Source organism: Nocardia sp. NPDC024068 (genome assembly GCF_040638875.1).
Taxonomy (GTDB): Bacteria; Actinomycetota; Actinomycetes; order Mycobacteriales; family Mycobacteriaceae; genus Nocardia.
In genome coordinates this window covers 574,796-588,608 of record NZ_JBEZYU010000001.1, presented here as the reverse complement: position 1 = coordinate 588,608, position 13,813 = coordinate 574,796, and the positions used below count along the sequence as shown (strand labels likewise).

The 13,813-nt window shown below is 67.6% G+C and carries 9 protein-coding genes; 8 read left to right on the top strand and 1 reads right to left on the bottom strand.

Going from position 1 to position 13,813, the window contains the following annotated elements; all coding sequences use genetic code 11:
• Positions 1 to 95 precede the first annotated feature (95 nt).
• Positions 96 to 2,915, bottom strand: a complete 2,820-nt coding sequence (locus tag AB0F41_RS02530; RefSeq protein WP_357420899.1) for an FAD-binding and (Fe-S)-binding domain-containing protein — start codon at positions 2,913 to 2,915, stop codon at positions 96 to 98.
• 476 nt (positions 2,916 to 3,391) lie between these two features.
• Here AB0F41_RS02530 and AB0F41_RS02525 point away from each other — a divergent pair, with 476 nt between their 5' ends.
• From AB0F41_RS02525 to AB0F41_RS02490, 8 genes are read left to right on the top strand one after another with little or no spacing between them, the layout of a single operon-like run.
• Positions 3,392 to 4,996, top strand: coding sequence for an SMP-30/gluconolactonase/LRE family protein (locus AB0F41_RS02525; protein ID WP_357420898.1), 1,605 nt, complete (start codon positions 3,392 to 3,394; stop codon positions 4,994 to 4,996).
• A 7-nt stretch (positions 4,997 to 5,003) separates the two neighbouring features.
• The gene (locus tag AB0F41_RS02520) at positions 5,004 to 5,849 is read left to right on the top strand and encodes an SDR family NAD(P)-dependent oxidoreductase (protein WP_357420897.1); all 846 of its coding nucleotides are present in this window, start codon (positions 5,004 to 5,006) and stop codon (positions 5,847 to 5,849) included.
• 58 nt (positions 5,850 to 5,907) lie between these two features.
• On the top strand, positions 5,908 to 7,281 hold the full coding sequence (locus AB0F41_RS02515) for an aromatic ring-hydroxylating dioxygenase subunit alpha (protein ID WP_357420896.1): 1,374 nt from the start codon (positions 5,908 to 5,910) through the stop codon (positions 7,279 to 7,281).
• A 45-nt stretch (positions 7,282 to 7,326) separates the two neighbouring features.
• Positions 7,327 to 9,150, top strand: a complete 1,824-nt coding sequence (locus AB0F41_RS02510; protein ID WP_357420895.1) for an NAD(P)/FAD-dependent oxidoreductase — start codon at positions 7,327 to 7,329, stop codon at positions 9,148 to 9,150.
• Positions 9,151 to 9,178: 28 nt separating this feature from the next.
• Positions 9,179 to 10,093 (top strand): SDR family NAD(P)-dependent oxidoreductase, encoded by a 915-nt coding sequence (locus AB0F41_RS02505; protein WP_357420894.1) that lies wholly within the window; start codon positions 9,179 to 9,181, stop codon positions 10,091 to 10,093.
• A gap of 2 nt (positions 10,094 to 10,095) precedes the next feature.
• A complete protein-coding gene (locus AB0F41_RS02500) occupies positions 10,096 to 11,802 on the top strand; it encodes a thiamine pyrophosphate-binding protein (protein ID WP_357420893.1) in 1,707 nt (568 codons plus the stop codon).
• Complete coding sequence (locus tag AB0F41_RS02495) at positions 11,802 to 13,238, top strand: aldehyde dehydrogenase family protein (RefSeq protein ID WP_357420892.1); 1,437 nt, start codon at positions 11,802 to 11,804, stop codon at positions 13,236 to 13,238. Before AB0F41_RS02500 ends, AB0F41_RS02495 begins: the two co-directional genes overlap by 1 nt.
• A gap of 30 nt (positions 13,239 to 13,268) precedes the next feature.
• On the top strand, positions 13,269 to 13,802 hold the full coding sequence (locus tag AB0F41_RS02490; RefSeq protein WP_357420891.1) for a nuclear transport factor 2 family protein: 534 nt from the start codon (positions 13,269 to 13,271) through the stop codon (positions 13,800 to 13,802).
• Positions 13,803 to 13,813: the final 11 nt, after the last annotated feature.

Genomic DNA, 13,813 nt, shown 5'->3' with positions numbered 1-13,813 from the left:
TCCATTTCCTCACTGGACGGTGGACGGTTCGACGCCGGTGGACGCTACACCGCCCGCCCGACAACCGCCGTGCTGTCCGTGGTCGTCCGGTGCCGTCACTCCTGCTGCCGGACCAGGAGTTGCGCGAGCGTCGACCCGGTCCGGCCCGACAGTTCGGCGAGTTGCAGGCGGCAGGAGAAGCCGTCGGCGAGGACCACCGTCTCGCTGCCACCCGCGCGCACGGCGGGCAGCAGCGCGGTTTCCGCGACCGCGACCGATACCTCGTAGTGGCCCCGTTCGACGCCGAAGTTACCGGCCAGACCGCAACATCCGCCGACGGTGGTGACGGTGGCTCCGGTCCGTTCGAGTAGCCGGGCGTCGGTATCCCAGCCGAGAACCGACGCGTGATGGCAGTGCGGCTGGGCGATGATGTCGACGCCGGTGAGATCGGGTGGCTGCCACCCGGGGGTGTCGGAGAGGATCTCGGCAAGCGTCCGGACTCCCGCGGCGACGACGGGCAGGCGTGGATCGTCGAGCAGTTCGCGGGCATCGCTGCGCCACACCGCGACACAGGAGGGTTCGACACCGACCACCGGGGTGCCGCCGGCGATGATCGGATACAGCACATCGAGCGCCGCCGCCAGCTGCCGGCGTGCTCCGTCGCGCTGACCGGTGGAGATCCAGGTCAGGCCGCAGCAGGCCTTCCGGTCGAGGAACCGGGGCCGGTAGCCGGCGTCGGCGAGCACCCGGACCAGCGCTTCGAGATGTTCGTTTTCGAAACCGTCGGTGAACGAGTCGACCCAGACGACCACGGGTTGTCCCGTTACGGCCGGTATCCGCGTGGCCCGCCGGTTCGAGCGGCGCGCGAAGGCGGGCAGATTCCGGCGCCGGTCCACGCCCGCGGACCAGCGGATCAGGTTGCCCAGCCCGGGGAGCCGGGTTCCCGCGTTGAGCGCGGGACCCAGGCGCAGGGCCGAGACCAGCCGGGCCCAGCGGGGGAGCCATCCGAGCGCGTAGTGGCTGCGCGGCCGGATCTTCCCGGCGTACGCGTGGTCGGTGGCGATGGATTTGTAGGAGGCCATATCGACGCCGCTGGGACAATCCCGGGAACATCCCTTGCACGACAGGCACAGATCGAGCGCCTCGGCGACTTCGGGTGCGTCCCAGCCCGCGACCAGTTCTCCGTTGACGAGTTCCTGCAGGACCCGGGCGCGACCGCGCGTCGAATCCTTCTCCTCCCCGGTCGCCAGATACGACGGGCACATCACCTGACCGGCGGAACTACCGTTCGCCAGGCATTTCCCGACACCCGAACACCGGTGGATCGATTCCACCAGCAGAGGTTCGCGCAGCGCCAGCGGTGTCTCGCGCGCGAGCGGGATACGCATATCGGCCTCGACCGGCCGCGGATCGACCAAAACGCCGGGATTGAGCAGGTTCCGGGGGTCGAAGATCGCCTTCACCTGCGCCATCAGTGAGATCGCGGCGGGAGAGTACATACGGGGCAGCAGCGCCGAGCGGGCGCGGCCGTCCCCGTGTTCACCCGATATCGATCCGCCGTAGCCGCCGACCAGATCGGCGGCCTCCTCTACGAAACGCCGGTAGGCCAGGGGGCCGTCGGCGGCGTCGAGCGGGAAATCGATCCGGCAGTGCACGCATCCGTCCCCGAAATGACCGTACGGCAGCCCCCGGACCCCGTGCCGGCTCATCAGCCGCTCGAAATCGCGCAGGTAGGAACCCAACCGGTCCGGCGGCACCGCCGCATCCTCCCAGCCTCCGTAGGCGGGCCGGTCCAGGCTCAGCGCCGCGAGTCCCGCGCCGTCGGCCCGGATCTTCCACAGGCGGTCGGCGGCCCGCGGGTCCTCGACGACCCAGCCGTCCCGGGCGCCGGCCTCGGCGAGCAGGGCCTGGGCCCGGTCCTGCAGCAGGCGTGGATCGTCGTCGACGAGTTCGACGAACACCCAGGCGTCACCCTCGGGAAGCGCGGGAATGCTCGCGGCGCCCTGCTGCTGCGCGACGACATCGACGATCCGGCGGTCCAGGCCTTCGGCGGCCGTCGGCCGGTGCCGCAGAATGGCGGGCGCGTCGTCGGCGGCCGCGGGCATGGTGGGGTAGCCGAGGACGATCATCGCCTTGTGCGCCGCGTCGGCGGCGAGGCGGACCGTCGCCTCGGTGATCACGGCCAGCGTCCCCTCGGTGCCCGCCAGGAACCGGGCGACGTCGAACCCGTTCTCCGGCAGCAGATGTTCGAGGGAGTAGCCCGACACCTGCCGGCCGAACCGGCCGAACTCGGTGCGGATGGTCCGCAGGTTGTCGCGGACCAGCTGCTCCACCGCATCCAGCGTGGGGGACGGGGTCCGGGTCCCCGACCCGACCCGCAGCTGTTCACCGGTGCCCAGTACGACCTCGAGTGCGGCGACATTATCGGCGCTGCGCCCGTAACCCAGCGCGCGCGGACCGCAGGCGTTGTTGCCGATCATTCCGCCGATCGTGCATCGGTTGCTGGTCGAGGGGTCCGGCCCGAACCGCAGGCGGTGCGGCGCCGCGGCGGATTGCAGTACCGCCTGCACGGTGCCGGGCTGAACGGTCGCGGTGCGGGCGGCCGCGTCGATACCGAGAACACGGTCGAGGTGGCGGCGGGTGTCCACGATCAGGCCCGGTCCGATCGCGTTCCCGCAGCACGAGGTGCCCGCGCCGCGCGGGGTGATCGCGATATCGTTGCGCAGGGCGGTCTGCACGGCCGCGGTGAGTTCGCCGGCGGTGCGGGGGTAGGCGATCGCCTGGGGAACCACGCGGTAGAGGCTCGCGTCACTGGTGTAGAGCGCCCGGGTGAGTGTGGAATCGTCCACGGCGACGCCGGTATCGCGCAGGTCGGTGAGCAGCCGGGCGAGGCGGTCCGGGTGCCGGTGGTCGCGGGGGGTGTCGGTATCCGTCATGCCCTCTTGTCCGGTAGTCGGGAGTTCGTCTACTCGATGGTGAGGGCTATCGGTCGCCGGTGTGTGCATATCCACGCGCACCGCCGCGTTATGTGGTGGCGGCCTCACCGGGTGACTCCGCCAGGACGTGTCGGTCCGAGCATGGCCCCGTTGGCGGGGGGACACCACCGACCAGGGTCGGCCGGGTTCCGTGATCAGCCATCTGAGCTGCGGGGAAAGTTGTTCCCACAACCCGCCAGAGTCGACTGTTTCCCAATTGGAGAATGGTATTCTCATTTGTGATCGGCGGATATCGACGTCCGGGGCCGGACCGGTTGCCAGGCGCCCGGGCGGCCTTGCCGCGCCCTGTCTCGTCTATCCTTACAAAGATTGCAATACTTATTGCGCTTGCCTGGATGGAGCGTTAGATTCCTTACAAGTCCTCGACATCGAGGCGGATCAGCGCTATCGGCCGGGTCGGTTGGGAGTCAGTCGGAATGTTGCAGCAAGAGGCGCGCTTTCAGGGCGGTCAGGCGATCGGTCTCGCGGCGGGCTGGAGTCAGCGGCGCGTCACCGCGCCCAGCCGGCTTTTCGGAGCCAACGGCCTGCGGACCGGCCCGGACGGCCGGATCTATATCGCGCAGGTCACCGGGAGCCAGATCAGTGCCCTCGATATCGACACCGGTGCGATCGAGACCATCAGCGCCAAGGGTGGCGATATCATCGCCCCCGACGACTGCGCCTTCCATCCGGACGGCACCCTCTACGCCACCGAGGTGATGGACGGCCGGGTCAGCGCCCGGCACGCCGACGGCACCACCCGGCTGCTGCGCGCGGATCTGCCCAGCGCCAACGGCATCACGGTGCACCAGGGCCGGTTGTTCGTCAACGAATGCCGGCCCGGCGGCCGGCTCATGGAACTGCCGCTCGACGGCGGTACGCCTCGCATTCTGGCGGAGAACATCGAGCAGCCCAACGCCATGGAGGTCGGGCCGGACGGGTTGCTGTACTACCCGGTGATGGGTCTCAACGAGATCTGGCGCATCCACCCCGACGGCGGCGAACCCGAGCGGGTGGCCGGTGACCTGGGCGTCCCGGATTCGGTGAAGTTCGACTCCGAGGGCTATATCGTCTCCACCCAGGTGGCCTCGGGTCAGGTACTGCGGATCAATCCGCGCAACGGGGAGAAGACGCTGCTGGCGCAGCTGAACCCCGGCCTGGACAACTGCACCCTGGTGGACGGGCGCCTGTTCGTCTCAAACTTCACCGGCGAGATCACCGAGATCCTGTCCGGCGGCGAAACCCGCACCACCCTGCCCGGGGGTCTGAACTGGCCCCTGGATCTGACCGTGGGCCCGGACGGCACGTTGTTCGTGGCCGACGGGACCTATTTCTACGCCGCGGGCCCGGACGGGTTGCAGACGCTGGGCATGCTGTTCAGTCCCGGGTATCCCGGATTCATCCGCGGTGTGACCGCCACCGGCCCGGGCGAATTCGTGGTCGCGACCGCGGGCGGTCAGATCGCCCGCTGGCACCCGGCCACCGGGGAGAGCGAATTCCTCGCCGGTGCGGAGGCGCCGCTGGATCAGCTCTACGGTGTCGAGGTCGGCCCGGGCGGGGCGATCGTGACCACCGAATTCGGTACCGGCCGGGTGCTCGGAGTCGGCGGCGGCGGAGTCGAAGTGCTCGCCTCCGGCCTGGACAAACCGATCGGCGTGGCCTTCACCGCCGGTGGCACCTGTCTGGTCGCCGAATCCGGTGCGGGACGGATCGTCTCGGTCACCCCGGCCGGGGTGGATACCGTGGTCGACGGTCTCGACAATCCGCAGGGCATCCTGGTCCGCGGCTCCGAACTGCTGGTGGTCGACTCCGGAGCCAAGAACCTGGTCTCGATCGATCTGGAAACCAAGGCCCGCGAAGTACTGGCCTGGAACCTCCCGGTGGGCGCGCCCCCGGGAGTGACACCGAAACCGCTGCTGGGCATGCCGCCGTTCTCGGGGCCGCAGGGCCCGTTTGCGGGTATCACCGCGGGCGCCGACGGCACCCTCTATATCGCCGCCGATGCCGAGGGCAGTGTGCTCGCGTTCCGGAAGGACGGGTGAGAAATCCATGACGAACGACTTCTTCGGGCTCGACGGACGCGTGGTGATCGTGTCCGGTGCGGGCGGCGGTGGTATCGGCACCGCGGTGACCAGAATGGTCGCCGCGGCCGGGGCCACCGTGCTGGGGGTGAGCCGGGGCGCCGAGAATCTCGCGAAGCATGTGGAACCTCTTGCGGGTGAGGGGTTGAAAGTGATTCCGGTGCAGGCCGACGCCACCACCGACGAGGGAGTCGCCACCGTGCTGGCGGCGGCGCGGCAGGCCGACGGTGACCTCTACGGTCTGGTGAATATCGCCGGTGGGGCGGCGCCCGCCACCTGGATGCCGGCCACCCGGGTCACCCGGGAGGACTGGCGGGCACTGTTCCACCAGAACCTGGAGTCGATGTTCTTCATGAGCCAGGCGGTGGCGGCCGAGATCAAGGAGCAGGGCCGGGCGGGTTCGATCGTCTCGTTGTCCTCCATCAGCGGGATGAACACCGCGCCGTTCCATATCGCCTACGGCACCGCCAAGGCCGCACTGGTCGCCGCGACGCGCACCCTGGCGGTCGAACTGGCGCTCAGCGATATCCGGGTGAACGCGATCGCCCCCGGCGTCACCGAGACCCCGGCCTCGGGCACCTATGTGGACGAGGATCCGCACCGTGATCGCACCGCCATCGCCATGGGCCGGCGTGGCCGGCCCGAGGAACAGGCCGGAGCGGTGCTGTTCCTGCTCTCGCAGCTGTCGTCCTACATCACCGGGCAGACGATCCTGGTCGACGGCGGCCTGAACCTGAAATGGACGCATCTCGGCGCCGACAACACCTCGCTGTTCCTGAAGGACGAGGGGTTCCGGGCCGCGATCACCAGCTGATCACCGAAATGTATTGCACCGACACCGACTGTCCCCGGACCCGGGGTGGGAGAACAGCATGAGCGAGACCGTCGACGATATCGCCACGAACACCGAACCGCTGTCCGCGCCGAAGACGATCGGGGTCGAGGCCTACCTCAGTCCCGATTACGTGAAGGCCGAACGCGATAAGCTGTGGCGCAAGGTCTGGCAGCAGGTCGGCCGGATCGAGGAGATCCCCCGGGTGGGCGATTACCTCACCTACGAGATCCTCGACGATTCGCTCATCATCGTGCGCACCGCACCGGACAAGATCCGGGCCTACCACAATGTGTGCGCGCATCGCGGCCGGCGCCTGGTCGACACCCCGCCCGGGGAACGTAACGCCCACGGCCAGAAGAAGCAGTTCGTCTGCGGCTTCCACGGCTGGCGCTACGACCTCGAGGGCCGCAACACCTTCGTCCCCGAACGTGAGGACTGGCCCTGCGGTCTCAGCGACGGCCGGGACGGGCTCGTCGATGTGCAGGTCGACACCTGGGGCGGCTGGATCTTCGTCAACCTGGATCCCGCTCCGACCGAAAGCCTGCGGGAATACCTGGAACCGGCCGCGAGCCTGCTCGATCCCTTCCAGTTGGAGAACATGCGCTACCGGTGGCGCCGGTGGCTGGTGTTCGACTGCAACTGGAAGGTCGCGCTCGAAGCCTTCATGGAGACCTATCACGTGCCCTACACCCATCCGGAGTTCATGAACTTCGGCATGTTCCTCGGATGGGCGCGCGCGCAGGGCAAACACAGCAATATCGGCTACGACGCGCCGAAGGGGCAGGAGGAGAGCCAGGGCAAGATCCGCCTCGGCCACGGCCCCGACGCCCGTAAATCCACCATCGAACTGCAGAACTTCACCTGGGAGAACGCCAACACCAACACCACCTGGACCATGGTGGAGGCGGCGCGGCGGCTCACCGACGAACTGCCCGAGGGCACCCCGGGGCCGGAGGTCATGGCGCACTGGCTCGCCTCGGCCCGCGCCGACGACGAGAAGCGCGGTGTCATCTGGCCGACCGTCACCCCGGCCGATGTGGCGGCCGCCGGTACCGCGTGGCAGATCTTCCCGAACTTCCAGATCGGCCATGCCGTGAACAATATGCTCTGCTACAGCGCGCGGCCCTACGGCTACGACCCCGATAAATGCATTTTCGAGGCAGCGGTCTACGAACTGTTCCCCGAAGGCGAAGCGCCGGAGACGGAATGGGTCCACACGCCGCAGGACGATCCGGGCTGGCGCACGGTACTCCCGCAGGACTTCGACAATATGGCCGCGGTCCAGCAGGGTATGAAGACCGCCGGTTTCTCCGGTCCGAAACCGAATCCGTATCGCGAGCGCAGTGTCGTGAACCTGCATCACAACCTCGCCGAATACATGGGCACCGGCGAACCGCGTGACCTCACCTGACCCCGGCGCCGCCGGCCTCTCTCACAATCCCACCGAGGAATCCGAATGAACAACTGCGCACCCACGCAGACCCCCGAGATCGACCATGCCGCATTGCGGGCCAAGTATCTGGCCGAACGCGATAAGCGGCTGCGTCCGGAGGGGCAGAAGCAGTACGTGGCGTCCGAGGACGGATTCACCGACTTCTTCGAAGGCGACCCCTACACCCCGGTCGCCCCCCGTGAACCGCTGTCCGAGGATATCGACGTGGCGGTACTGGGCGGCGGCTGGGCCGGGCTCACCGCCGGCGCGCGGCTCGTCCAGGCCGGAGTCGAGGACTTCCGGGTGATCGAACTCGCCGGCGATTTCGGTGGCGCCTGGTACTGGAACCGGTACCCGGGTATCCAATGTGATTCCGACGCCTACTGTTATCTGCCGCTGCTCGAGGAAACCGGATACATCCCGACCCAGAAGTACGCCCGCGGCGACGAATGCTTCGAGCACGCGCAGCGCATCGGCAAGCATTTCGGGCTGTACGAGAAGGCCGTCTTCTCCACGATGGTGAAGTCGCTGGAATGGGACGAGGCCATCCAGCGCTGGCGGATCGGCACCAACCGCGACGACGATATCCGCGCCCGGTTCGTGGTGATGGCCCAGGGACCGTTCAACAAGCCGAAGCTGCCCGGTATCCCCGGCCTCAACGATTACACCGGCCATATGTTCCATTCGGCCCGCTGGGATTACGACTACACCGGCGGAGACATGAACGGCGGTCTCACCGGTCTGGAGGACAAGAAGGTCGCGGTGATCGGCACCGGCGCCAGCGGAATTCAGGTGATTCCGCATATCGCGCGTTCGGCCGAGCATCTGTACGTATTCCAGCGCACCCCGTCCTATATCAACGAGCGCGGCAATGTGCCCACCGATCCGGAATGGGTGAAATCGCTGCAACCGGGCTGGCAGTTGCAGCGGCGCCGCAACTTCCACACCGCGGCCTTCGAGGCGTTCGCGCCCGGCCAGCCGGACCTGGTGTGTGACGGCTGGACCGAGGTCAGCCGGAATGTGCAGTCCTACCTGGACGAGAACAACCTCTGGGCCGAGGTGACGCCGGAAAAGTTCATGGAGATCCGGGAGAACCAGGACTATCGGGCCATGGAACGGGTCCGGCAGCGGGTGGATGCCATCGTGAAGGATCCGGCGACCGCGGCGGCACTGAAGCCGTATTACCGGTTCCTGTGCAAGCGGCCCTGTTTCAACGACGAATACCTGCCCACCTACAACCGTGACAATGTGACCCTCGTCGACGTCGCGGCCACCAAGGGCGTCGAGCGGATCACCGCGAAGGGCATCATCGCCGCCGGGGTGGAGCACGAGGTGGACTGCATCATCTTCGCCAGCGGTTTCGAGATCACCACCGAACTCGACCGCCGCTACGGAATCCATCCCTTCGCCGGTCGGGACGGGTTGTCGCTCTACGAGCACTGGGCGAACGGATACCGCACCCTGCACGGTCTGACCAGCAACGGCTTCCCGAATCTGTTCTTCACCGGGTTCATCCAGGGCGGGGTCACCGCGAGCACCACCGATATGTTCGACCAGCAGGCCACCCACGCCGCCTACATCATCGGCGAGGCCCTGGAGCGGGGCGCGCACACCGTGGAGCCGACCGCCCAGGCCGTCGACCAGTGGTGCGCCACCATCAAGGAAACCGCGGTCGACAACAGCAACTTCCAGCGGGAATGCACGCCCGGTTACTACAACAACGAGGGCGAGCAGAACATCCGCTCGCATCTCGGCGAACCGTACTGGCCCGGTTTTTACGCCCTCGAGGACATTCTGCAGAGCTGGCGGGAAACGGGCGAGCTGGAGGGTTTGGCGCTCGGCGAATAGTTCGCCGCGGCGAAGGTTAGGAGAAGCGTTGTCCGAAATGCGGTTCGACGGACGGGTCGCGGTGATCACCGGGGCGGGTCGCGGCCTGGGGCGAGCGTATGCCCTGCTGCTGGCCGCCCGCGGCGCCGCGGTCGTGGTCAACGATGTGGGCGGCAGTATCCCCGGCGGCGACTCCGATATCGGAGTCGCGCAGTCGGTGGTCGACGAGATCGTGGCCGCCGGTGGACAGGCGGTGGCCAACGCCGATTCCGTTGCCACTCCCGAAGGCGGGCAGGCGATCGTCTCGAACGCGATCGACACCTACGGGCGCGTCGATGTGGTCGTCCACAATGCGGGCAATGTGCGGTACGCCCCGCTCACCGAGATGAGTTACGAGGATTTCGATTCCGTACTCGATGTCCATCTGCGCGGTGCGTTCCACGTGGTGCGGGCGGCATTCCCGGTGCTGCGGGAAGCGGGATACGGGCGGGTCGTGCTGACCTCGTCGATCGGCGGTCTCTACGGCAACCAGAACGTCGCCAACTACGCCGTCGCCAAGGCCGGTGTGATCGGCCTGTCGAATGTGGTGGCGCTCGAGGGCGCCGAATTCGGCGTGAAATCCAATGTGATCGTGCCCGCGGCGGTCACCCGGCTCGCAGACGGGCTCGACACATCGAAATACCCGCCGATGGATCCGGAACTGGTCGCGCCCGCGGTGGGCTGGCTGGCCCACGAATCGTGCTCGGTGAGCGGCGAAATGCTGGTGGCACTCGCGGGCCGGGTGGCACGGGCCTATATCGCCGAAACCCCCGGCGTCTACCAGCAGGAATGGACGCCCGAGGACGTGGGCGCCCGTATCGATGAAATACGTGACACCAAGGATTCATGGTTGCTGCCGGTCGTTCCGTCGGCCCACAGCGACCATATCGGTCGGAGTTTCGCAATGGCCATGGGAGGAAAGTGAGTATGGCGGTCAAAGTCTACGAACGGATTCTGGATCTCTTCGAAGCCGAGGGAATCAACACCATCTTCGGCATCCCGGATCCGAATTTCGTGCACCTGTTCCACCTCGCGGATGAACGCGGCTGGAATGTGGTGGCCCCGCACCACGAGGAATCCGCGGGGTTCATGGCCGAGGCCGTCTCCCGGATGACCGGAAAGGCCGCGGTGTGCATCGGCACCCTCGGTCCCGGCGTGGCGAACCTGGCGGGCGCCATGATGTGCGCCCTGGTGGAGAATTCGCCGGTCATCTTCCTCGGCGGGCAGCGCGCCCGCATCACCGAGCAGCGGGTGCGCCGTGGCCGGATCCAGTTCATCAAACAGTCCGGGCTGTTCGAACCGTCGGTGAAGTACGCGGCGAGTATCGAATACGCCGATCAGACCGACGAGGTCATCCGTGAGGGCCTGCGCAAGGCGCTGTCCGGAACTCCCGGCCCGGTCTACATCGAGTACCCCTCGCATGTGATCCAGGAGGAACTCGACGTTCCCGCGGCGCTGCCGCCCGAGCGGTACCGGCTGGTGGGCCAGACCGCGGGCCAGGACAAGATCGACGCCGCCGCCGACCTCATCCGGCGGGCGAAGCAGCCGGTCCTGCTGGTCGGGCACGGGGTGCACACCACCCGGGCCGGCGCCTCGGTGAAGGCACTCGCCGATCTCATGGCCTGCCCCGTCATCCAGACCTCCGGCGGTACCTCCTTCATCGAGGGCCTCGAGGACCGCACCTTCCCGTACGGCTTCTCGCCGTCCGCGGTGGACGCGGTGGTGAAATCGGATCTGTGCCTGGCCATCGGCACCGAACTCGGTGAACCCGTGCACTACGGCAAGGGACGGCACTGGGTCGCGGGTGAGGAGAACCGGAACTGGATCCTGATCGAACAGGATCCCAGCGCCATCGGCGTCAACCGGCCGATCGACGTTCCGCTGGTCGGCGATCTGCGGGCGATCGTGCCGCAGCTGACCGAAGCGCTCAAGAACACGCCGCGCACCGCGACTCCCGAACTCGCCCAGTGGATCGAACAGGACGCCTCGCGCCTGGCCGAACTAGCCGAGAACGCGCCCTCGGGTGGCACCCCGGTGCATCCGGCGCGGCTGGTCGTGGAGGCCACCAAGGATTTCCCCGCCGACGGCATCCTGGTCCGCGACGGCGGCGCGACCACGATCTTCGGCTGGACCTACACCCAGTGCAAACCGCACGATGTGATCTGGAACCAGAACTTCGGCCATCTCGGGACCGGCCTGCCCTACGCGGTGGGCGCCTCCATCGCCGACGGCGGAAAACGCCCGGTTCTGATGATCACCGGTGACTCCTCGTTCCAGTTCCAGATCGCGGAACTGGAAACCGCGGTGCGGCACAACCTGCCGCTGGTCTGCGTCGTCGCGGTCGACTACGCATGGGGCCTCGAGGTCGGCGTCTACAAACGCACCTTCGGCCAGGGTTCGCGCGAAACCGCCGTGCACTGGAGCAAGGAGACCCGGCTGGACAAGGTCGGCGAGGGCTTCGGCTGCTACGGCGAATACGTCGAGACCGACGCCGAGATCGCACCCGCCATCAAACGCGCTTTCGCCAGCGGTAGGCCCGGCGTCATCCACGTCGCGATCGACCCGAAGGCGAACTCCGAGGAAATGCCCAGCTACGACGAGTTCCGCACCTGGTACGCGGAAGGGATGCAGTGATGCGCGAGTACCTGAAGTTCTATATCGGCGGCCAGTGGGTCGATCCCGTGGCCGACCGCACTTTCGAGGTGATCAACCCCGCCACCGAAGCCGCGGCCGGCAAGGTCGCTCTCGGCTCGGCCGCCGATGTGGACGCCGCGGTCGCGGCCGCTCAGGAGGCCTTCCCGAGCTGGTCGCAGACCAGTGTCGCCGACCGGCTCGACCTGTTCGGCGCCATCGGGGCGGAGTACCAGAAGCGCACCGGCGACCTCGCCGCGGCCCTCACCGAGGAGATGGGCGCCCCGAGTGCCCTCGCCGGCGGATTCCAGGTGGATCTGGTTCTGGGCCATCTGCAGAAGGCGACCGAGGTCCTGCAGAACTACCGGTTCGAGGATCAGCAGGGCGCGACCCTGATCGTGAAGGAACCCATCGGGGTCTGCGGTCTGATCACCCCGTGGAACTGGCCGATGGCCCTGATCTCGGTGAAGGTGTTCCCGGCGCTGGCCACCGGTTGCACCATGATCCTCAAACCGTCGGAGCGGTCACCGTTCACCGGCCAGATCTTCACCGAGGTGCTGGACGCCGCCGGTGTGCCGGCCGGAGTGTTCAACCTGGTGCAGGGCGACGGGCCGAGCGTAGGTGTCCCGCTGGCCTCGCATCCGGGCGTGGACATGATCTCGTTCACCGGGTCGACCCGCGCCGGGATTGATATCGCGCGTAACGCTGCCCCCACCGTGAAACGGGTGGCCCAGGAACTGGGCGGTAAGGGCCCCAACATCATCCTCGACGACGAGGATTTCGCCACCAATGTCGGCCAGGGCGTCGCGGATATGATGGGTAATTCGGGCCAGACCTGTAGCGCCCCGTCGCGCATGCTGGTGCCCACCGCTCGCATGGAGGAGGCGGTCTCCGCGGCCCGCGCCGCCACCGAGGGCGTCACCGTCGGTGATCCCACCGGTGAGGTCGCCATCGGGCCGGTGGTCGCGGGGTCGCAGTGGGACCGGATCCAGGCGCTCATCCAGAAGGGCATCGACGAGGGCGCCACCGTGGTGGCGGGCGGTCCCGGCCGGCCCGACGGGCTGGAGAAGGGCTTCTACGTCAAGCCCACGGTGTTCGCCGGGGTCACCAACGATATGACCATCGCGCGCCAGGAGATCTTCGGACCGGTCCTGACGATCATCGGCTACGACAGCATCGACGAGGCGATCGATATCGCCAACGACACCGAGTACGGTCTGTCCGGGTTCGTCGCGGGCCGGGATCTGGACCAGGCGCGGGCGATCGCCCGGCGGCTGCGGGCCGGCTCGATCGCCATCAACGGCGGTTTCGATTTCGCGTCGCCGTTCGGCGGTTACAAGAAGAGCGGTAACGGTCGCGAATGGGGTGAAGCCGGCTTCGACGAGTACCTCGAGGTCAAGGGCATCCAGGGCTACGCACCCGACGCGGCCCAGGCGTAGGTCCGCCATGATCACCGAGGGCACCGAGCCATGACGACCGAGGGCACCGAAGAGATAGCGACCGTACTCGCCCACGCGCGCATCCGGGACTGTATCGTCCGGCTCGCGCGGGGCGAGGACCGCCGCGACGCCGCCCTGGTGAAGGACGCCTTCTGGCCCGACGCCACCGTGGATTTCGGCATCTTCGACGGCACCTTCGATCAGTATCTGAACTGGGTGATCCCCGGTTCTCCGGCGATCGTGGTGACCCAGCATCTGCTGGGGCAGACCTCGATCGATCTGCGCGACGCGGTGGCGCTGTCGGAAACGCAGGTCATCGCCTATCACCGGCTCGACACCGGCGCCGAGCACCGTGATTCGGTGCTCGGCGGCCGCTATCTCGACCGGTTCGAATGGCGCGACGGCCGCTGGCGGATCGGCAAACGGATCATGCTCTACGACTGGGCGCAGGACCAGGGCGTATCGGTGGACTGGTCGCAGGGCGTCCTGGGTGCGCCGCTGCGCGACGATCGGTTCATCGGCCGGGCCCGTGGTGACTACAGCGAACAGTTCTTCGGCGAATAGGGCGGTGCCAG

What these genes read in the sequence shown, in the direction of transcription:
- AB0F41_RS02525 (WP_357420898.1), top strand. Translation starts at nt 3,392, where the DNA reads ATGTTGCAGCAAGAGGCGCGCTTTCAGGGCGGTCAGGCGATCGGTCTC.
- AB0F41_RS02495 (WP_357420892.1), top strand. Translation starts at nt 11,802, where the DNA reads ATGCGCGAGTACCTGAAGTTCTATATCGGCGGCCAGTGGGTCGATCCC.
- AB0F41_RS02510 (WP_357420895.1), top strand. Translation starts at nt 7,327, where the DNA reads ATGAACAACTGCGCACCCACGCAGACCCCCGAGATCGACCATGCCGCA.
- AB0F41_RS02530 (WP_357420899.1), bottom strand. Translation starts at nt 2,915, where the DNA reads ATGACGGATACCGACACCCCCCGCGACCACCGGCACCCGGACCGCCTC.
- AB0F41_RS02500 (WP_357420893.1), top strand. Translation starts at nt 10,096, where the DNA reads ATGGCGGTCAAAGTCTACGAACGGATTCTGGATCTCTTCGAAGCCGAG.
- AB0F41_RS02490 (WP_357420891.1), top strand. Translation starts at nt 13,269, where the DNA reads ATGACGACCGAGGGCACCGAAGAGATAGCGACCGTACTCGCCCACGCG.
- AB0F41_RS02515 (WP_357420896.1), top strand. Translation starts at nt 5,908, where the DNA reads ATGAGCGAGACCGTCGACGATATCGCCACGAACACCGAACCGCTGTCC.
- AB0F41_RS02520 (WP_357420897.1), top strand. Translation starts at nt 5,004, where the DNA reads ATGACGAACGACTTCTTCGGGCTCGACGGACGCGTGGTGATCGTGTCC.